Source organism: Streptomyces sp. NBC_00012, assembly GCF_045040875.1.
Lineage (GTDB): Bacteria > Actinomycetota > Actinomycetes > Streptomycetales > Streptomycetaceae > Streptomyces.
Map to the genome: position 1 here is coordinate 3395838 of NZ_CP108309.1, position 18001 is coordinate 3413838.

19 protein-coding genes are annotated in these 18001 nt (G+C 71.4%); 9 read left to right on the plus strand and 10 right to left on the minus strand.

Going from position 1 to position 18001, the window contains the following annotated elements; translation table 11 throughout:
• Positions 1–241: 241 nt before the first annotated feature.
• Together OHA19_RS15415 and OHA19_RS15420 are read left to right on the plus strand one after the other, a co-directional pair.
• On the plus strand, positions 242–634 hold the full coding sequence (locus OHA19_RS15415; protein ID WP_405716134.1) for a hypothetical protein: 393 nt from the start codon (positions 242–244) through the stop codon (positions 632–634).
• Positions 635–954: 320 nt separating this feature from the next.
• On the plus strand, positions 955–1350 hold the full coding sequence (locus tag OHA19_RS15420) for a YrdB family protein (RefSeq protein WP_405716132.1): 396 nt from the start codon (positions 955–957) through the stop codon (positions 1348–1350).
• Between the two features lie 62 nt (positions 1351–1412).
• Here the strand turns inward: OHA19_RS15420 and gdhA are convergent, their stop codons facing one another.
• The gene (gdhA, locus tag OHA19_RS15425) at positions 1413–2792 is read right to left on the minus strand and encodes an NADP-specific glutamate dehydrogenase (RefSeq protein WP_405716130.1); all 1380 of its coding nucleotides are present in this window, start codon (positions 2790–2792) and stop codon (positions 1413–1415) included.
• A 211-nt stretch (positions 2793–3003) separates the two neighbouring features.
• Positions 3004–3171, minus strand: coding sequence for a hypothetical protein (locus OHA19_RS15430; RefSeq protein WP_405716128.1), 168 nt, complete (start codon positions 3169–3171; stop codon positions 3004–3006).
• A 165-nt stretch (positions 3172–3336) separates the two neighbouring features.
• Here OHA19_RS15430 and OHA19_RS15435 point away from each other — a divergent pair, with 165 nt between their 5' ends.
• Positions 3337–4989, plus strand: coding sequence for a hypothetical protein (locus OHA19_RS15435; RefSeq protein WP_405750559.1), 1653 nt, complete (start codon positions 3337–3339; stop codon positions 4987–4989).
• 86 nt (positions 4990–5075) lie between these two features.
• Here the strand turns inward: OHA19_RS15435 and OHA19_RS15440 are convergent, their stop codons facing one another.
• A complete protein-coding gene (locus OHA19_RS15440) occupies positions 5076–5588 on the minus strand; it encodes a hypothetical protein (RefSeq protein WP_405716124.1) in 513 nt (170 codons plus the stop codon).
• A gap of 153 nt (positions 5589–5741) precedes the next feature.
• On the opposite strand from OHA19_RS15440, the gene OHA19_RS15445 reads away from it, so the two are divergent.
• Positions 5742–6332 (plus strand): RDD family protein, encoded by a 591-nt coding sequence (locus OHA19_RS15445; protein WP_405716123.1) that lies wholly within the window; start codon positions 5742–5744, stop codon positions 6330–6332.
• Positions 6333–6548: 216 nt separating this feature from the next.
• Here the strand turns inward: OHA19_RS15445 and OHA19_RS15450 are convergent, their stop codons facing one another.
• Complete coding sequence (locus tag OHA19_RS15450; RefSeq protein ID WP_405716121.1) at positions 6549–7811, minus strand: Ig-like domain-containing protein; 1263 nt, start codon at positions 7809–7811, stop codon at positions 6549–6551.
• A gap of 279 nt (positions 7812–8090) precedes the next feature.
• Complete coding sequence (locus OHA19_RS15455) at positions 8091–8474, minus strand: hypothetical protein (RefSeq protein WP_405716120.1); 384 nt, start codon at positions 8472–8474, stop codon at positions 8091–8093.
• 137 nt (positions 8475–8611) lie between these two features.
• Between OHA19_RS15455 and OHA19_RS15460 the strand changes: the two genes are divergently transcribed.
• On the plus strand, positions 8612–8917 hold the full coding sequence (locus OHA19_RS15460; protein WP_405750561.1) for a hypothetical protein: 306 nt from the start codon (positions 8612–8614) through the stop codon (positions 8915–8917).
• A 12-nt stretch (positions 8918–8929) separates the two neighbouring features.
• Here the strand turns inward: OHA19_RS15460 and hutH are convergent, their stop codons facing one another.
• The 5 genes from hutH to OHA19_RS15485 all read right to left on the minus strand — a co-directional run bounded on the left by hutH (position 8930) and on the right by OHA19_RS15485 (position 15084).
• Complete coding sequence (hutH, locus tag OHA19_RS15465; RefSeq protein ID WP_405716116.1) at positions 8930–10480, minus strand: histidine ammonia-lyase; 1551 nt, start codon at positions 10478–10480, stop codon at positions 8930–8932.
• A 101-nt stretch (positions 10481–10581) separates the two neighbouring features.
• Positions 10582–11751, minus strand: coding sequence for a diguanylate cyclase domain-containing protein (locus OHA19_RS15470; protein WP_405716114.1), 1170 nt, complete (start codon positions 11749–11751; stop codon positions 10582–10584).
• A 94-nt stretch (positions 11752–11845) separates the two neighbouring features.
• Entirely contained in the window at positions 11846–12658 is an 813-nt protein-coding gene (locus OHA19_RS15475; RefSeq protein ID WP_405716112.1) for an enoyl-CoA hydratase/isomerase family protein, read from the minus strand.
• Between the two features lie 138 nt (positions 12659–12796).
• Positions 12797–13969, minus strand: coding sequence for an adenylate/guanylate cyclase domain-containing protein (locus OHA19_RS15480; RefSeq protein WP_405716110.1), 1173 nt, complete (start codon positions 13967–13969; stop codon positions 12797–12799).
• Positions 13970–14217: 248 nt separating this feature from the next.
• Positions 14218–15084 (minus strand): biotin--[acetyl-CoA-carboxylase] ligase, encoded by an 867-nt coding sequence (locus OHA19_RS15485; RefSeq protein ID WP_405716108.1) that lies wholly within the window; start codon positions 15082–15084, stop codon positions 14218–14220.
• A 134-nt stretch (positions 15085–15218) separates the two neighbouring features.
• Between OHA19_RS15485 and OHA19_RS15490 the strand changes: the two genes are divergently transcribed.
• The 4 genes from OHA19_RS15490 (at position 15219) to OHA19_RS15505 (ending at position 17988) form a co-directional block, all read left to right on the plus strand.
• The gene (locus OHA19_RS15490; RefSeq protein WP_405716107.1) at positions 15219–16802 is read left to right on the plus strand and encodes an acyl-CoA carboxylase subunit beta; all 1584 of its coding nucleotides are present in this window, start codon (positions 15219–15221) and stop codon (positions 16800–16802) included.
• A gap of 14 nt (positions 16803–16816) precedes the next feature.
• Entirely contained in the window at positions 16817–17038 is a 222-nt protein-coding gene (locus OHA19_RS15495; protein WP_405716106.1) for an acyl-CoA carboxylase epsilon subunit, read from the plus strand.
• 154 nt (positions 17039–17192) lie between these two features.
• Complete coding sequence (gene mmpB / locus OHA19_RS15500; protein WP_397797055.1) at positions 17193–17321, plus strand: morphogenic membrane protein MmpB; 129 nt, start codon at positions 17193–17195, stop codon at positions 17319–17321.
• Positions 17322–17376: 55 nt separating this feature from the next.
• Positions 17377–17988 (plus strand): Maf family protein, encoded by a 612-nt coding sequence (locus OHA19_RS15505; RefSeq protein WP_405716104.1) that lies wholly within the window; start codon positions 17377–17379, stop codon positions 17986–17988.
• Positions 17989–18001: the final 13 nt, after the last annotated feature.

Here is an 18001-nt window from a genome sequence, read left to right on the forward strand (position 1 = left end):
CGGCGGCAAGTGGATCACGACGAACGCAGCATGACGCGTCGTGGCCGGCGTACGCCACACGCCACGCGCGCCCACCGGCCCACCGGCCCACCGGCCCACCGGACAGGATGAGAGCATGCCCGGGGGAGGTCACCAAGCCCTCGCTCGCCCAGCGACCGACCGGCCTCACCCGCGCCGCCTGGCCCGAGCTGGCCCCGTGCACGTAGGCACGTGAAGCGCACTACACGGGAAGAGAGACACCATGACACGCGAGACCGCGAGTGCCGCGACGAGTCCGGTGTCCTGGGCCGCACGTTTCGCCTGGGGCGCGCTCGGGCTCCTCCTGCTCGCCTGGACGGTCTTCGAGGCGGCGAAGCACACGGGCCTCACCATCCCGTTCGCCGTGATCGGGCTCCTCGCCCCCTTCCTGACCAGACTCGCGCCAAGCTCGACGGCCGTTCGGCACGCGCTGCTCCGGGTCTGGATCCCGCTCGCCGTCATGGTGATCTGCTCCGCCATTCCCGGCCCTGCCGACAACACCGCCGCGCCCTTCACCTTCGGGATGGCCTGGCTGACCCATATCGCGCTGTGGCGCGCTCTGGGAAACGGGCACACTCCGTCAGGCCTTCCCGCGCGAGGGCCGGTCGGGGGCTGAAGGAGGAGCGAGCGGCGGCCGCTCGTGGAGCGGATGCGCCGGTCGCAACCCGGCCGTGCGGGACGCTGCGCGCCTTCACGTCAAGCAAGCCACCCTCATGATTCCTCGAAGGTGACCCGCTTTGGGCCAACACAATCCCGCCACCACCGTCCCGCCCGCTTGAGAGCAAGTGGCATTGCGCAGCGAAACGGCGATTTTCAGACTATTTCATCAGTCAGTCGGGATATCCTCTGGCCACCACCTCGCACCCCAGGTCTGAGGACAGACTTTTGGCCATGCCTTGCACGTCGATCAGATCCAGCGGAAGAGAAGCTCCCCCGATGTCCAGCGAAGGCCGCAGCACTCCTGCCACCCCGTCCGGGCCGCCCTGGTTCATGGCCAATGAGCTTCTCGCGTTCGTCGTCGAGTTGGCCGCGTTGGCCGCTCTGGCCTGGTGGGGGTTCGCCACCGGGGACGGTGTGGCTGCCCGGCTGCTGCTGGGGATCGGGGCGCCCGTTGTCGCCGCCGTGGTCTGGGGGATGTTCGCCGCTCCTCGCGCTCGCTTCCGGCCGCCGCTCGTGGGGGTCCTGGTGGTCAAGACGGTGGTGCTCGGCAGTGGTGTGTACGCGGTCCACGCCGTTGGTCATCCGGTGGCGGCGGTGTTCTTCGCAGTGGTGGTGGTCGCGAACACGGGGCTGGCGGAGACCTTTCGGCGTCGCGCGGTGCCGACGGCCTGACGTTCATGACTGTGGCCCGGCCACGCGAGGCGGCCGGGCCACAGTCACATCAGGGTCCCGGATCAGATCAGGCCCTGGGCCAGCATCGCGTCCGCGACCAGTTCGAAGCCGGCGATGTTGGCGCCGACCACGTAGTTGCCGGGGCTGCCGTAGCGCTCCGCGGTGGTGTAGCAGGAGTCGTGGATGTGGCGCATGATCTCCGCGAGGCGCTCCTCGGTGTGGGAGAAGGTCCAGGAGTCGCGGGAGGCGTTCTGCTGCATCTCCAGGGCGCTGGTGGCCACGCCGCCCGCGTTGGCGGCCTTGCCGGGGGCGAAGGCGACGCCCGCCTCCTGGAGGACGCGTACGGCCTCCGGCGTGGTGGGCATGTTGGCGCCCTCGGCGACCGCCTTCACGCCGTTGCGCACCAGGGCCACCGCGTCGGCCTCGTGGAGCTCGTTCTGGGTGGCGCAGGGCAGGGCCACGTCGCAGGGTACGTTCCAGACGCCGGTGCCGGGGACGTACTTGACGTGCTCGCCGCGGCGTTCCGCGTACTCGGAGACACGGCCTCGGCCGGCCTCCTTGATCTCCTTGAGGAGGGCGAGGTCGATGCCCTTCTCGTCCACGACGTAGCCGGTGGAGTCGGAGCAGGTCACCACGGTCGCGCCGAGCTGCTGGGCCTTCTCGATCGCGTAGATCGCGACATTGCCCGAGCCGGAGACGACGATGCGCTGGCCGTCGAGGGATTCGCCGCGGCTGCGCAGCATCTCGGCGGTGAACAGGACACAGCCGTAGCCGGTCGCCTCGGTGCGCGCCTGGGCACCGCCCCAGCCGAGGCCCTTTCCGGTGAGCACACCGGACTCGTAGCGGTTGGTGATCCGCTTGTACTGGCCGAACAGGTAGCCGATCTCGCGGCCGCCGACGCCGATGTCACCGGCGGGGACATCGGTGTACTCGCCGAGGTGACGGTGGAGTTCGGTCATGAACGACTGGCAGAACCGCATGATCTCGGCGTCCGAGCGGCCCTTCGGGTCGAAGTCCGCGCCACCCTTGCCGCCGCCGATGGGCATGCCGGTGAGCGCGTTCTTGAAGATCTGCTCGAAGCCGAGGAACTTCACGATGCCGAGGTTGACCGAGGGGTGGAAGCGCAGGCCGCCCTTGTACGGTCCGAGCGAGCTGCTGAACTCGACCCGGAAGCCGCGGTTCACGTGGATGTCGCCGGAGTCGTCCGACCACGGCACCCGGAAGATGAGCTGGCGCTCGGGCTCGCAGACGCGCTCGATGATCCTGGCGTCCACGAACTCCGGCCGCTTCTCGAGGACCGGGCCGAGGGTCTCCAGGACTTCGCGTACCGCCTGGTGGAATTCGTTCTCGCCCTGGTTGCGCCGGAGGATCTCGGCGTAGAGCGGCTCGATGACGCTGTTCCCGGTGCCGTGCGGGGTGACGGAGTCAGGGGTGGTCTGCATCTGATCAAGACCTTCCGTGGGTAGGCAACGCGCGCGAAGGTGCCCCCCGTCCCGAGGGGCACCAGCGGTCCCCCTCCCCATTGAGGGCGTCGCCCAGACATCGCACGCTCTGCGGCTCACGGAAGCGACGTACAGAACCGTTGTGGCCCACCCATTGTCCCAGTCGCCCCGGAGGTTCTTTCAACGGGACCCCGCGCGATGGGCGCGGCCCTCACGCGCGCGCCTCGCGGCGCAGCATCCACAACCCCACTCCGGACCCGATGACGACCAGCCCCGAGACCACGCTCAGCACGATGTGCAGAGCGTTGTTCTCCAGCAGGTTGAGCGAGAGGTTCGCGGCGAGCGCGGCGCAGAGCACGAACCAGAGCAGTGCCTTCATGGGGTTCCTCCGTGTGGGTGACCAGGTGATGTCTCCATTCTGTTGGCGGAAGGCCGCCACCACGAGGGGCCGGTCACCCGGGCCCGTGGTGTAGCTGGCTACACCACGGGCCCGGGTGACCGGAGGCGGCACCCATGTCCGGATTGCCCCACTAGGGTTTGCCGGGTGGGGATCACCGAGGGCACCGGGACGCGCGAGAAGGAACGCGACCGGGAGGAGGGGCGAGCCTCCATCGGTGCGGCCGAGCACCCGGCGCGGTGGTGGGTGCCGGGGATCGCGGTGCTCGTCGTCGTGCCGCTGTACCTGCTGTGGGCGCTGGTGCTGGCCACCGGCGGCGGTGATCTGGCGGCGCAGCTCGCCTGGGCCGGCTTCGCCTCCCGGCATCCGGGGTCCGCGTACAACCTCTCCTGGTACGGAGGGACGCACACCGCCAACTACAGCCTGCTGACGCCGCCGCTCATGGCGGCGCTCGGGGTACGGACGGTGACCGTCGCCGCCGGTCTCTGCGGGTCGTGGGCGCTGGGGCGGCTCTGTGTACGCAGCGGGGTGCGGTGGCCGGGCGCGGTCGCGGTGCTGGGTTCGCTGACGCTCTGGTGCAATGTCGCGTCCGGGCGCACCACGTTCGCGCTGGGTGTCGCGATCGGACTGGTCGCGCTGGTGTGCGTACGGCGGCGCGCGGGCATCGCGGCGGGCTGCGCCGCGTTGGCGACGGCGGCGAGTCCGGTGGCGGGGCTGTTCCTGGTGGTGGCGGGCGCGGCGTACGGGCTGGACCGGCAGTGGCGGCGGGCGACCGGGCTCGTGGTGCCGCCGTTCGTGGTGGTGGCCGCGACGACACTGGTGTTCCCGTTCACGGGTGAACAGCCCATGGCGGCGGGCAAGTTGTGGATGCCGTTGGCGGTCTGCGCGGCGCTGTGCCTCGCGGCGCCGCGCGAGGGTGGCTGGCGGGTGGTCCGGTTCGCGGGCGCGGTGTACGCGGTCGGCGTCGTCCTGACCTTCCTGGTCGCCTCGCCCATCGGGACGAACGTGGAGCGGCTGGTGGGGGTGGCGGGCCCGCCCGTGCTGCTGGCTGCGCTGGCGGCCGTCGCACCCCGGTGGGCGCGGGGCGGGGCACCGGGGCGGGTGCAGGCCCTGCTGCTGGCCGGGATGCTGGTGTACAACACGGGCTGGCTGATCGACAAGACCGATGACGATCTGCGGGTCTCCGGCTCCGTGCCCGCCTGGGCGGAGCACACCGACGGTGTGGTCGCCGAGCTGCGCCGGCTGGGCGCCGAGCGGACGCGGGTGGAGGTCGTACCGGCCCGCAACCACCGCGAGGCGACCGCGCTCGCCCCGTACGTGAACATGGCGCGCGGCTGGAACCGGCAGCTCGATGTGGAGCGCGGCCGGCTGTTCTACGAGGGGACGCCGGCCCCGGCGGCGTACCGGGCCTGGCTGGACCGGTGGGGCGTGGGCCTGGTCGTGCTGCACAGCGGCAGGCCGGACGGGCCGGCCGAGGCGGAGGCGGAGATCGTCCGGCGCGGCGCCGACTGGCTGGAGCCGGTGTGGCAGGACGCCGGGTGGCGGATCTACCGGGTGCGCGAGCCCGTACCGCTGGTCTCCGCGCCGGGCTCCGTCGTACGCGGGGACGATGCCTCCCTGGTGGTACGGGTGCCCGCCGCCGGGTCGGTGACGGTACGGATCGCCTACTCGCCGTGGCTTCGGGCGGCCGGCGGCGGGTGCCTGCGGCAGGACGGCGAGTGGACGCGGCTGACGGTGGAGCGGGGCGGGGAGTACCGGCTCGATTCGCACTACCGGCTGTGGCCGTTCGGAGCCTGCTGACGGGACGGGCGGGGCGGGTTGGGCGGGCGGGGCCCAAGGGCCCCCGGGGCGGGAGCGGCCGGGGCGGAGGGGATCTCCACCCGGGCTCAGTCCGTGATGCCCAGGTCCTGGCGCATCAGCTGCCGCATCGTGTCGAGGCAGGGGTCGGCCGCCTTCAGGTCCTCCAGGGCCTGCTCGACGTTCTCGCCGTCGCGGGTCACGCCCCGGTCCAGGCGTTTGACGACGGCGTCACCGGCGGCGAGCACCCGGTTGAGGTCGCGGGAGGCCTGCAGTATCCGTTCGGGGACGATCATCTGCGCCTCGGCGTAGCGGTCGCGGTGGTCGAGGCGGGCCTCTTCGAGCTGGTTGCGTTCCTGCTCCGTGTAGACGTCGTCGCGGATGCGGTGCAGGGCGTCCTTGAGGAGGGTGTGGAACTGCCGGGACGCCCGGTTCATGGCCGTGTACTGGGTGCGCCGCTCCTCGAACGTCCGCCGCTCGTCCGCCAGTCGGGTCTCCTCGGTGCGCTGGCGTACGGTCAGCCGCTGTACGAACACCGGGGCGAGGAGGGTGCCGAGCACCCCGACGACTGCGGTGATCATGGCGGTGATGGCGGCGGTCATGGCTGCGAGACTAGGCCCTGTCGTCGAACTGCCGTCTGCCGCACGGCGTCCGGGCGACGACGGCAGTTCGACGACAGGGCCCGGTGGGGCCGCCGCGCGGCGTACGTGCGGTTCCCGGGCACGTGGTGACGGCACATCAGACATGATGCTGTCATGACAATTCCACGGGGGACGAGACGTACCCGGAACCTCTCCGGATCACCTCTGCCGACGGCCCTGCCGGCCCTCCCGCCCGCACCCTGGAACCCGCCCGCGCCGCGCGTCCCGCCGCGTGCGGGCGACATGCGCCGCTATCTCGCCGTCGGCCTCGACTGCTACCTCTGCCTGGTCACGGTCGGCCTTCTGGCCCGGCCGTACGTGGACACGGCCGGGGTCGCCGAGGCGGCCGGCCTGCTGCTCGGCCCGGCGCTCGTGTTCTCGTTCCTCAACCACGTGGTCCTCACCGCGCTCACCGGGGCCGGCGCGGGCAAGCTGATCATGGGGATACGGGTGGTCAGACTGCCCGACGCCGGGCGCCCGGGGCCCTGGCCGCTGCTGCTGCGCTGGCTGTACGGGCTCTGCCGGCTGCCGCTGCAGCCCTGGTACGCACTGCGCTCGCTCCTCTCGGGCCCCGGTGTCCTGCCCCGCACCACGCTCCGGAACGGCGGGGCCGGTGAGCTGCGCGCCGATCCGCTGGGCCTGCGCCTGGTCCGCCGCAGCGACCTCACCGCCCACCGGACCGCCACCGTGGCCGCCCACCGCTGAGGCCGGCCCCAAAGCCGCCCGGCGGGGCCCGTGAGCCCGCTCCCCGGATACCTCACGTCCTGTATCGAGCCGTCGCGTTCTCCGTGTCGGCGGCCCTGACCCCATGAGAGAGCTCACGAACGCCGGAGGCGGCGGCACCTCGGATCCGAGGGGATCCGGGTGCCGCCGCCTCCGTACGGGGTTCGGGCCGCGCCGGGGATGGACGCGTGGGTCGGGTCAGGCCGCGGAGCCCGCCGTCCACTCCGCCCAGTTCATGTTCCAGCCGTTGAGGCCGTTGTCGGGGGTGATGGTCTTGTCCGGGGAGTTCTTGACGATGACCACGTCGCCGACGATGGAGTTGTTGTAGAACCAGGCGGCGGGCTGGTTGGCGTCGCCCGCGCCCTTCACGTCGGCGAGGCCGACGCAGCCGTGGCTGGTGTTGGCGCTGCCGAAGATCGACCGCGCGCCCCAGTAGTTGCCGTGGATGAAGGTGCCCGAGGTGGACAGCCGCATGGCGTGCGGCACGTCCTTGATGTCGTACTCGCCCTTGCCGTCGTCGTCGGTGAAGCCGACCGTCGCACCGTTCATCCGGGTCTCCTTGAACTTCTCGGAGATCACCATCTGCCCGTTGTACGTCGGGTTGGCGGAGGAGCCGGAAGAGATCGGGATGGTCTTGATCGTCTTGCCGTCCTGGGTGACGGTCATCATCTTCGTGTTGGCGTCGACCGTCGAGACCTGGTTGCGGCCGACCTTGAAGGTGACCGTCTTCTGCTGCACGCCGAAGACGCCGTCCGCGCCCTCGACGCCGTCCAGCGCCAGCTTCAGCGTGACGGTGGAGCCGCCCTGCCAGTAGTTCTCCGGGCGCAGGTCGAGACGCTGCGAGTTGAACCAGTGACCGACGACCTGCTGGCCGCTGCTGGACGTCACGGTGATACCGGCCTGGACGGCCTTCTTGTCCGTGATCGCCTTGTTGAAGTTGATCGAGACCGGCATGCCGACGCCGACGGTGGAGCCGTCCTCCGGGGTGAAGTTCCCGATGAAGCTGTTGGCGGGCGAGACGGTGGTGAAGGAGGAATTCTCGTGCGCCTCGCGGCCCTTGGAGTCCTTCGCCGTCGCGCTGATCTTGTACGTGGTCGAGCGCTCCAGCTGGACGTCCGGCTTCCAGCTCGTGCCGTCGGCGGCGAGCGTGCCCTTGACCGTGTCCCCGGCCGCCGTGGCCATGGTGACCTCGGACAGCTTGCCCTTGGTGACGGTGACCTTGGCGTCGTTGTTGATGCTCGCGTTGGTCGCGCCGTTCTTCGGCGAGATCGCTATCTGCGCTTCCGAGGCGTCCTGGGCCGCGGCCTTGTCGACCTCGGCCGCCTGCGACTTCTTCGAGCCCTCGGCACTGCTGTCCCCGCCGTCGTTGCAGGCAGTGAGCACCAGAACGCCGCCGAGCAGTGCGGACGCGGCCATCAGGCCCCTGCGCCGCTTGCTGTCCGTCATCACACGCTTCTCCATCGTTGCCGAATCCCCAAAGAACCCCGAGCGAAGCCGCCGTCGACCGGCGAAACCCGTCAATGGTCCTAGAACCCATGGAAAGGGTCCTCAGTTCCACATCCACGAAAGATGTGGGGAACAACACTCATCGACGCGTCCGCGGTTGCGGTGGTTCCCGACGCCGGTCACGTAGGGGCGACCGGCGAACGACACGGCCCCGGACCGCGTACGAAACGGTCCGGGGCCGGTGTTCACCAGCTGCTGGTCCCGCCGCTCGCGGCGACGCGACCGTCGTCGTCCTCACCCATTGTGCGGGACGCCGCCACCGCTCCCCGCGTCGTCGTCCTCGTCCTCTTCGCCGTCCTCGTCATCGAGGTCCCAGGCGTCCGGGTCGTCGGGGTCGTAGTCGACGCTCTCGCTGCTCCAGGAGGCCTGCGCGAGCTCTACCCCAGGCACCTCGCTGACCAGGTCGAACGGGTCGATGAGGGAGGCGAGGGCCTCCGCGCCGTCCTCCCGTACGGCGTCCTCGGCGTGCGTGCGTTCCTCGGCGGACTCGCCGCCCGGCTCCCCGTACTCGGCGGCGATCGACTCCAGGGCGGTGCCGCTGAGGGCGGCGGGGTCGGTGATCTCCAGCACCATTTCAACTCGAAGTCGAACAAAGCGTGATGTCTCAGAAGTGCTCATGTGCCGGAGCGTAAGCTCCCCGAACTCCCGGCTTTCCCACGACCCGCTGCTTTCACTAGCATCGGTGCACATGACTGAGACCGGCCGGCAGTTTGCCGGTCGGTCCAACTCACGGCCGTGACAAGGGGATCGATTCCGTGGTCATCGCTCGCCGCCCGCTCCTGACCGCCACCGCCGCGGGCACGTTGCTGGCCGCCCTGTGGTTCGTACCGTCCGCCAACGCGACGGACGGACCGGCCGGCCCGTCGGGCGCCAGGAGCGGACCGACCACCACCACCACCACCGCCGCCGCCGAGGACACCGCGGCCGGTCCGAGGCTGGCCGAAACGGGGACCGGCATCGACACCACCCCGTATCTGATCGGCGGCGTCGCGTTCCTGGGCATCGGCGCGGCGTTCGTCTCCCACTCGGCACGCCGCACCGAAACCCTGCCCGCCCGATAACCGGGACAGCCCTCAGTTCAGCGGTCCGGTCACCGGCTCGACCGCCGCGACCAGCTTCCCCGCGCGTACGAACGCGTCCGCCGCGGCCAGGTCCGGCGACAGGAAGCGGTCCGGTCCCGGGCCCTCGACGCCCGCGGCGCGCAGCGCCTCGATGGCGGCCTGCGAGGCGGGCGCGGGGGTGAGGCCCCCGGCGGCGCGCAGCTCGATGGCGCGGGTCGCCGCGTAGAGCTCCACGGCGACGATCCGGGCGAGGTTGTCGACGGCGGTACGGAGCTTGCGCGCCGCCGACCAGCCCATGGAGACGTGGTCCTCCTGCATCGCGGAGGACGGGATCGAGTCGGCCGAGGCGGGCACCGCGAGCCGCTTCATCTCGCTGACCAGGGCGGCCTGGGTGTACTGGGCGATCATCAGGCCCGAGTCCACCCCGGCGTCGTCGGCGAGGAACGGCGGCAGCCCGTGCGAGCGGTTCTTGTCCAGCAGCCGGTCGGTGCGGCGCTCGGTGATGGAGCCGAGGTCGGCCGCGACGATCGCCAGGAAGTCGAGTACGTACGCGACGGGGGCGCCGTGGAAGTTGCCGTTGGACTCGACCCGGCCGTCGGGCAGCACGACGGGGTTGTCGACCGCGGAGGCCAGCTCGCGGGCCGCGACGATCCCGGCGTAGTCGAGGGTGTCCCGTCCCGCGCCGTTGACCTGGGGGGCGCAGCGCACCGAGTAGGCGTCCTGCACGCGGGGCGCGTCGTCCTGATGGTGGCCGGTGAGGCCTGATCCGGCGAGCACCCGCAGCATGTTGTCGGCGCTGACGCCCTGGCCCGGGTGCGGGCGGATGGCGTGCAGCTCCGGGGCGAGCACCTTGTCCGTGCCGAGCAGCGCCTCCAGGGAGAGCGCGGCGGTGATGTCGGCGGAGGTGTAGAGGGTCTTCAGGTCGGCCAGGGCCATGACGAGCATGCCGAGCATCCCGTCGGTGCCGTTGAGGAGGGCGAGGCCCTCCTTCTCGCGCAGCTCGACCGGGGTGATGCCGTGGGTGGCGAGCAGTTCGCCGGCCGGGCGCACGGTGCCGTCGGGGCCCTCCGCGTCGCCCTCGCCCATCAGCGTCAGGGCGCAGTGGGAGAGCGGGGCCAGGTCGCCGGAGCAGCCGAGCGAGCCGTACTCGTGGACGACGGGCGTGATGCCCGCGTTGAGGACGTCGGCCATGGTCTGCGCGACCTCGGGGCGTACGCCGGTGTGTCCGGAGGCGACCGTCTTCAGCCGCAGGAACATCAGCGCGCGGACGACCTCGCGCTCGACGCGCGGGCCCATGCCGGCGGCGTGCGAGCGGACGATGTTGCGCTGGAGCTGTGCGCGGAGGTCCTGGCTGATGTGCCGGCTGGCCAGTGCCCCGAATCCGGTGGAGACGCCGTAGACCGGCTCCGGCTTGGCGGCGAGCGCGTCCACGATCTCGCGGGCGGCGACGAGCGCTCCGACGGCGGCTGCGGAGAGCTCGACGCGGGCGTTGCCGCGGGCCACGGCGATGACGTCCTGAGCGGTGGTACCGGACGTCCCCACCACGACTGTGTGCATATCCATATTCAGAATCGTACGGACTGAATCCCTTCATGTCACTAGCCATGCCATCAGTCATGTCACCAGCGATCCGACGATTGACCCCTTACCTGTCGGCCCGGCGCTCAGGGCCGGCTGCCGCGCAGGTGGCGGCGGTCGTGCGCAGACCTGGGCGGCGAGTCGGCCAGCCGGAGCACCTCGTCGTCGCGCCCCGCCACCACGGGCTTGACCGAACGGGCCGCCTTCGCCCGGTACTGGGCCGCGTCCGCCAGCCGGAACAGCCGCCGCGCCGACACCACCGGGCCGATCGGGTCACCGGTCGACGCGATCCCGCACGCCACCCCGTCCCCCAGCTCCAACTCGGCTGCCCGCTCGCAGAGTTCGATGGCCACCCGGACCACGTCGTCGGCCTCCGGGCCCAGCGTGAGCAGACAGAACTCATCGCCGCCGAGCCGCGCCGCGAGCGCACCGGGCAGCATGGCACCACAGCGGGACAACACCGAGCCGAAACGTTCCAGCAGGCGATCGCCGACCGCGTGGCCATGGGTGTCGTTGACCTGTTTCAGCCCATTGAGGTCGCAGACGACCAGGCTGACCACCGCCCCGTCCGCCCGGTGCCGCTCCACCGCCTCGTCGAGCCGCACGTCGACGGCGCGGCGGTTGGCCAGACCGGTGAGCGGATCGGTGAAGGCGAGCTTGCGGACCTCTTCGAGCCGCTCGCTCTGGGAGATCCCCGCGGCGACGACCGCGGCCAGCACGGTCGCGAAGTCCGCGTCCTCCCGCCCGAAGACCGGCGCCCCCACCGGGCGGGCCACATACAGCTCGCCCCAGGCCCGTCCGTGCAGCACGATCGGCGCGACCACGCAGCAGCCGCGGCCGCGCCGGCGCAGGGCGGCCACCCGCTCCTGGCCGTACCCGCTCCCGTACTCCCGCACCCCCGCACCGGCACCCACGTCCGCGTCCGCCGCGCCATCGGCGGTCTCCACCCAGGCGTCCGGCTCACCGCCCCCGGCCCACCGTTCGTGCAGGAACTCGGCGATCTCCGGGAACTGGTGGACCGGATACGCCTCCGCCTCGGGGAACTCCTCCTCCCCCTCGGCCCGTTCACCCGCGTTCACCAGCACCCGCAGCTGCCCGCGACCGCGCTCCCACACGGAGAGCGCGGCGAAGCTGCCGCCCAGCGCCTCGCACGCCCCCAGCGCAGCCGCTCGCCACGACCCCCGCGGGGTGTGTGCCGCCGCCATCGTCTGCGCAAGCGAAACCACGGCCCGCAGCCGTGCATCATCACCACCCATCGCTACAGCTTATGTAGATTGTGGTGATTTGATCAGTTTGGGGTGCGGATTGCCTTCACTGCGTGTCTGTTCGGCAGCAGGCGGTCACGCCGTGTCACTCGCCGGGCCAGTTCGGCTTCCGCTTCTCGTTGAACGCGGCCACACCCTCTGCCCGGTCGCCGGAGAAGGCCACCGACCGCCAGGCAGCGTCCTCGACTTCGAGACCGGCCCGCAGATCGAGGCCGTGCCCCAGTCGCAGCGCCCGCTTCGCGGCCCGCAGCCCCACCGGGGAGTTGGCCGCGATCCTGCCCGCGAGCGCCAGCGCGGCCTCCCTGTCCTGGCCGGCCTCCACCAGTTCGTCGACCAGCCCTTGGCCGAGCGCCTCGGCCGCCTCCACCCGCCGGGCCGTGAAGACCAGCCCGGCGGCGCGCGCCGCACCGATCCGCCGCGGCAGCAACTGCGTACCGCCGCCGCCCGGGATGACACCGACCGACACCTCGGGCAGGCCGACCACGGCCGTGCGGTCGGCGACGATCAGGTCGCAGGACAGGGCCAGCTCGAACCCGCCGCCGAGCGCGAAGCCGTGCACGGCGGCGATGGTCGGCATCGGCAGTTCGAGCACCCCGGTGTACGCGGCGCGGGCGGTCGGACGCTGGCGCAGCAGTTCGGCGTCGGTGAAGGAGTTCCGCTCCTTCAGGTCGGCGCCCACGCAGAAGGCCCGCTCGTGGCTGGAGGTGAGGACGGTGACCCGTACGCCGGGGTCGACGGCGAGCGCGGCGCAGGCGGCGGCGATCGAGCGGGCCATGTCGGTGGACACGGCGTTCATCGCCTTGGGCCGGTCGAGCACCAGCTCGGCGACGTGTTCCTGCCCCTCGTGGACGCGTACGGCGACGAATTCCCCGAACCGCTGCTCGGACGTGACGGTCATGACTGCACCCCTCCGGTTAACGATCGTTACCGGAGAGATCCTATGGCGCGGCCCGGACGGCGGTCAGGGGTGCGTCCGGCGCCGTCTTGCCGAAAGAGCCGGGCTTCGGGAAGGGCTGGGCTCCGGGATGTACCGGGCTCAGGAGGTGCCGCGGCGGGCCAGCAGCCAGGGCTCCACCACACCGAGCCCGCGCACCGGGCGCTGCCACATCGGCTGGAGCCCGTAGCGGTACTTGGGCACGGCGGCCGGCTCCACGCCTTCCTGGCGCTCCTTCTCGGCCGCCGCAGCCTCTTCCGCCACCTGTGCCTCGGAGGCCGGGGCGTCGCCGGTACGGGTCAGCTCCTCCGCGAACGCCCCGTCCACCAGCACGGCGTCCTTCGGCGCTATCGACGTCAGTCGGCTGGCGAGGTTCACCGTCGTACCGAAGACATCGCCCATCCGGGTGGTGACCGTGCCGAACGCGATGCCCACGCGGAGCGCCGGCATGGTCTCGTCCTGGGTCATCGCCTCGATCAGGCGCAGCGCGATCTCGGCCGCGGTGCCCGCGTCGTCGGCGGCGAAGAGGACCTCGTCGCCGAGGGTCTTGATGAGGCGGCCGCCGTGCGCGGCCACCAGGTCGGCCGAGGTGGTCTCGAAGGCCTCGACCAGCTCGCCGAGCTCCTCCTCCTCCAGCCGCCGGGTCAGACGGGTGAACCCGACGAGGTCGGCGAAGCCGACGGCCAGGCGGCGGTCGACCATCTCCTCGTCGTCGGCGGCCTGCACGACCCGCCCGGTGGCGGCGGCCAGCTGGCGCCGCCACACGTAGACCAGGAACTCCTGAAGCTCCGGAAGGAGCAGCTCCACCAGCGGGTAGGTGACCTCGGTACGGGTCATTCCGGGCTCGGGCGGCTCGGTCAGCCCCTCCAGGAAGGAATCGATCTGCCACTCCGCCAGCCGGGCGGTGGTCTGCCCGGTGGACCGGGCCACCTGGATCGCCATCGGCTCGCTGAGCAGCCCCGCCTCGACGAGACCGGCGAGCCGGCGCAGCGCCAGCACATCGGCCTCGGTGAGCGCCTTGGCCTGCCCGATGTCGGCGAAGCCCATGGCCCGCCAGAACCGGGAGGCCAGATCCATCGAGACACCGGCGGTACGGGCCGCCTGGAACGGCGTGTAGCGACGGTCGGCCCCCAGGATCAGCTGTTCCAGCCGGATCGCGAGGGGGTCGTCGGTCGGTTCCACCGTATGGTCGACCTCGTGATGCGGTGTCGCGTGGACCGAGGGTTCCGACGGGGGCTGTGTGCCCGCACCGGAGGTCGTGTCGTCGACGGTCACCAGCCGCCTCCTGCCCGTTCCCTGCGCACTGCCCTGCCGATCTGTCGGTGGATCGCCTCAACGATACGGCAGGTGTGCCGTGGCTCACGCCCCTATGGCACCCGGGAATGTTCCTGGGTGAGCCGGGGGGCGTGGGTGGTAGCGGCCGGTGGGTGGTTTCCACGAAGGCACGGTTTTCAAGCCCCGGCGCCACCCGGAACGATCCCCGCGCGAGCCGGGGGGGCTCCGCGCGGGCAGGCGCCTCCGCCTCAGACCAAACCGCCCCCCACGCCTCGCAAGTGCACGATGTCGCCGGCCGACACCGGTTCCCGGAGGCCGTCCTCGGTGGACAGGATCAGGCGGCCGTCGCCGTCGATCGCCACGGCCTCGGCGACGACGGTGCGGTCGCCGGGCAGCTGGGCCCGTACTGTCCGGCCGAGCGTCGCGCAGCCCGCCGCGTACGCCTCCTGGAGGCCGCTCGCCGCCGCGTCGCCCTTCGCCGTGCGCCACTGGCCGTACCAGTGCTCCAGCGAGCGCAGCACGCCCCGCAGCAGCGTCTCGCGGTCGGTGGACACGGCACCGGCCAGGGCCAGCGAGGCGGCCGTGGGGGCGGGCAGCTCATCGGCGCGCAGGGAGACGTTGAGGCCCATGCCGACGACGACGCCGTCCCCGGCGCGCTCGGCCAGGATGCCGCCCGCCTTGCGCTCCGCGCCCTCCACCGTGACCAGGAGGTCGTTGGGCCACTTCAGGGCCGTGTCGACGCCCGCGGCCTTCGCCAGGCCGGTCGCCGCGGCGACGCCGGTGAGCAGCGGCAGCCAGCCCCACCGTTCGGCGGGGACATCGCCCGGCTCCAGGTAGACGGAGAAGAACAGGCCCGAACGGGCCGGAGCCGTCCAGGTGCGATCGAGGCGGCCGCGGCCAGCGGTCTGTTCCTCGGCGACCAGCACGGTTCCTTCGTCGAGCCCGGCCGCCGCTCGCCGGACGAGCTCCGAGTTGGTGGACCCGATGGTCTCCACGACGTCGAGCGAGGTCCACAGCCCGCCCGGCCGCAGCAGTCCGCGGCGCAGCGCGGGGACGTTGAGGGGCGGTCGGTCCAGGTCCGACCAACGGCTCTGTGGCGCATCCGAAGGTGTCATGCAAGCCAGACTAGGTGTGGCAAACGACGCACTGCCGAACCGTATCCGCGCCGATACGCTACGGATCAGTAGGTGTTTCAGTACCTGATCAGCAGCACAGTCGTCCCCGTGACCAGGCAGGGAGCCGCCACCCGATGTCCGAGCCGGAAGAGACCGACATCCACACCACCGCGGGCAAGATCGCAGACCTGCAGCGCCGTATCGACGAGGCGACGCACGCGGGCTCCGCGCGCGCGGTCGAGAAGCAGCACGCCAAGGGCAAGTTGACCGCACGCGAACGGGTCGAACTGCTGCTCGACGAGGGTTCCTTCGTGGAGCTCGACGAATTCGCCCGGCACCGCTCGACCAACTTCGGCATCGAGAAGAACCGCCCGTACGGAGACGGCGTCGTCACCGGTTACGGCACGGTCGACGGCCGCCCCGTCTGCGTGTACTCGCAGGACTTCACCATCTTCGGCGGCTCGCTCGGCGAGGTCTACGGTGAGAAAATCGTCAAGGTGATGGACTTCGCGCTGAAGACCGGATGCCCGGTCATCGGCATCAACGACGGCGGTGGCGCCCGGATCCAGGAGGGCGTGGCCGCGCTCGGGCTGTTCGCCGAGATCTTCCGCCGCAACGTGCACGCCTCGGGCGTCGTGCCGCAGATCTCGCTGATCGTCGGGCCGTGCGCGGGCGGCGCGGTCTACTCCCCCGCGATCACCGACTTCACGGTCATGGTCGACCAGACCTCGCACATGTTCATCACCGGCCCCGACGTCATCAAGACGGTCACCGGTGAGGACGTCGGCTTCGAGGAGCTCGGCGGCGCCCGCACCCACAACACCACCTCCGGTGTGGCGCACCACATGGCGGGCGACGAGAAGGACGCCATCGAGTACGTCAAGTCGCTGCTGTCGTACCTGCCTTCGAACAACCTGTCCGAGGCGCCCGCCTTCCCCGAGACGGCGGACCTCGCCACCACGGACGAGGACCGCGAGCTCGACACCCTCATCCCGGACTCGGCGAACCAGCCGTACGACATGCACTCCGCCATCGAGCACGTGCTGGACGACGGTGAGTTCCTGGAGACCCAGGCCCTGTTCGCGCCGAACATCATCACCGGCTTCGGGCGCGTCGAGGGCTACCCGGTCGGCATCGTCGCCAACCAGCCGATGCAGTTCGCCGGCTGCCTGGACATCAACGCGAGCGAGAAGGCCGCGCGCTTCGTCCGCACCTGCGACGCCTTCAACGTGCCCGTGCTGACCTTCGTCGACGTCCCCGGCTTCCTGCCCGGCGTCGACCAGGAGTACGGCGGCATCATCCGCCGCGGCGCCAAGCTGATCTACGCCTACGCCGAGGCGACCGTCCCGCTGATCACGGTGATCACCCGCAAGGCGTTCGGCGGCGCGTACGACGTCATGGGCTCCAAGCACCTCGGCGCCGACATCAACCTCGCCTGGCCGACCGCGCAGATCGCGGTGATGGGCGCGCAGGGTGCGGTGAACATCCTGCACCGCCGGACGATCGCCGCCGCCGAGGATCAGGACGCCACCCGTGCCGAGCTGATCGCCGACTACGAGGACACGCTGCTCAACCCGTACGTGGCGGCCGAACGCGGTTACGTCGACGCGGTGATCATGCCGTCCGACACCCGCGCCCACATCGTGAAGGGGCTGCGCCAGCTGCGTACCAAGCGGGAGTCGCTGCCCCCGAAGAAGCACGGCAACATCCCCCTCTAGAAAGGGTCCTGGCCATGATCAAGGTCGTACGGGGCAACCCGACCCCGGAGGAGCTGGCAGCCGCACTGGCGGTGGTGCGGGCGCGCGCCGCGGCGTCGACGTCCGACGAGTCGGCCGGTGGACCGGCCACCGGGTCTGCGCTGCCCGGCCAGTGGTCCGACCCGGGACGCATCGCCCGGCGCACCCGTCATCTGCCGGGTCCGCGGGCCTGGGCCAGGACGTACTGGCCCGGGTAGCCGCCAAGGCGTCCCCGCACAGCGTTTCCGGAGGTCCGGGCCCTTTCGGGTCCGGGCCTCCGGTGCGTCCGGGCGCGATCTGGTCCGTACGCACCAGGGCGGCTGAGTACCCGTACTCAGGCGCGCCGCCGGCCGCGGCAGCAGGATCGTTTCCATGCTGTGGTCCGACCCCGAGAACAAGCCGCCGAAGGAACTGCGCGACGCCCAGGACATGATGCGTCGTGCGGGGCTGGTGCTTGCGCTCGCGATGGTGGTCGCGATGTTCGCGGTCGGGATGCGCTGAGGGGCGGTCCCGCGGGGCCGCCGTACGGGGCCGGGGCCGGTGCGGCTCTTCTACGATGGCCCGTATGAATGATCAGCGCCGTCTCGTACTCGCCTCCGCCTCCCCCGCCCGCCTCGGTCTGCTGAGGCAGGCCGGCTTCGCGCCCGAGGTGATCGTCAGCGGGGTGGACGAGGACGCGCTGAGCGCCCCGACCCCGGCCGAGCTGGCGCTGGTGCTCGCCGAGGCCAAGGCCGCGTCGGTGGCGGGCCGGTCGGAGGCGGCGGGCGCCCTGGTCATCGGCTGCGACTCGGTGCTCGAACTCGACGGCGAGGCGCTCGGCAAGCCGGCCGACGCCGAGGAGGCCATCGCCCGATGGAAGTCCATGCGCGGCCGGGCCGGTGTGCTGCGGACGGGCCACAGCGTGATCGACACCGCGACCGGACGTACCGCATCGGCGACCGCCTCCACGACCGTCCGCTTCGGCGAACCGACGGACACCGAGATCGCCGCCTACGTGGCCACCGGCGAGCCGCTCCATGTCGCCGGCGCCTTCACCCTGGACGGCCGTTCGGCACCGTTCGTCGACTCCATCGAGGGCGACCACGGCAATGTCATCGGGCTCTCGCTGCCGCTGCTGCGCCGGCTGCTGGGCGAGCTGGGGATCTCCGTCACCGAGCTCTGGGTCTGAGGCGGGCGCCGCC

Coding starts and splice junctions, on each gene's coding strand:
- OHA19_RS15415 (WP_405716134.1), top strand. CDS start 242: ATGACACGCGAGACCGCGAGTGCCGCGACGAGTCCGGTGTCCTGGGCC.
- OHA19_RS15420 (WP_405716132.1), top strand. CDS start 955: ATGTCCAGCGAAGGCCGCAGCACTCCTGCCACCCCGTCCGGGCCGCCC.
- gdhA (WP_405716130.1), bottom strand. CDS start 2,792: ATGCAGACCACCCCTGACTCCGTCACCCCGCACGGCACCGGGAACAGC.
- OHA19_RS15430 (WP_405716128.1), bottom strand. CDS start 3,171: ATGAAGGCACTGCTCTGGTTCGTGCTCTGCGCCGCGCTCGCCGCGAAC.
- OHA19_RS15440 (WP_405716124.1), bottom strand. CDS start 5,588: ATGACCGCCGCCATCACCGCCATGATCACCGCAGTCGTCGGGGTGCTC.
- OHA19_RS15445 (WP_405716123.1), top strand. CDS start 5,742: ATGACAATTCCACGGGGGACGAGACGTACCCGGAACCTCTCCGGATCA.
- OHA19_RS15450 (WP_405716121.1), bottom strand. CDS start 7,811: ATGGAGAAGCGTGTGATGACGGACAGCAAGCGGCGCAGGGGCCTGATG.
- OHA19_RS15455 (WP_405716120.1), bottom strand. CDS start 8,474: ATGAGCACTTCTGAGACATCACGCTTTGTTCGACTTCGAGTTGAAATG.
- hutH (WP_405716116.1), bottom strand. CDS start 10,480: ATGGATATGCACACAGTCGTGGTGGGGACGTCCGGTACCACCGCTCAG.
- OHA19_RS15470 (WP_405716114.1), bottom strand. CDS start 11,751: ATGGGTGGTGATGATGCACGGCTGCGGGCCGTGGTTTCGCTTGCGCAG.
- OHA19_RS15475 (WP_405716112.1), bottom strand. CDS start 12,658: ATGACCGTCACGTCCGAGCAGCGGTTCGGGGAATTCGTCGCCGTACGC.
- OHA19_RS15485 (WP_405716108.1), bottom strand. CDS start 15,084: ATGACACCTTCGGATGCGCCACAGAGCCGTTGGTCGGACCTGGACCGA.
- OHA19_RS15490 (WP_405716107.1), top strand. CDS start 15,219: ATGTCCGAGCCGGAAGAGACCGACATCCACACCACCGCGGGCAAGATC.
- OHA19_RS15495 (WP_405716106.1), top strand. CDS start 16,817: ATGATCAAGGTCGTACGGGGCAACCCGACCCCGGAGGAGCTGGCAGCC.
- mmpB (WP_397797055.1), top strand. CDS start 17,193: ATGCTGTGGTCCGACCCCGAGAACAAGCCGCCGAAGGAACTGCGCGAC.
- OHA19_RS15505 (WP_405716104.1), top strand. CDS start 17,377: ATGGCCCGTATGAATGATCAGCGCCGTCTCGTACTCGCCTCCGCCTCC.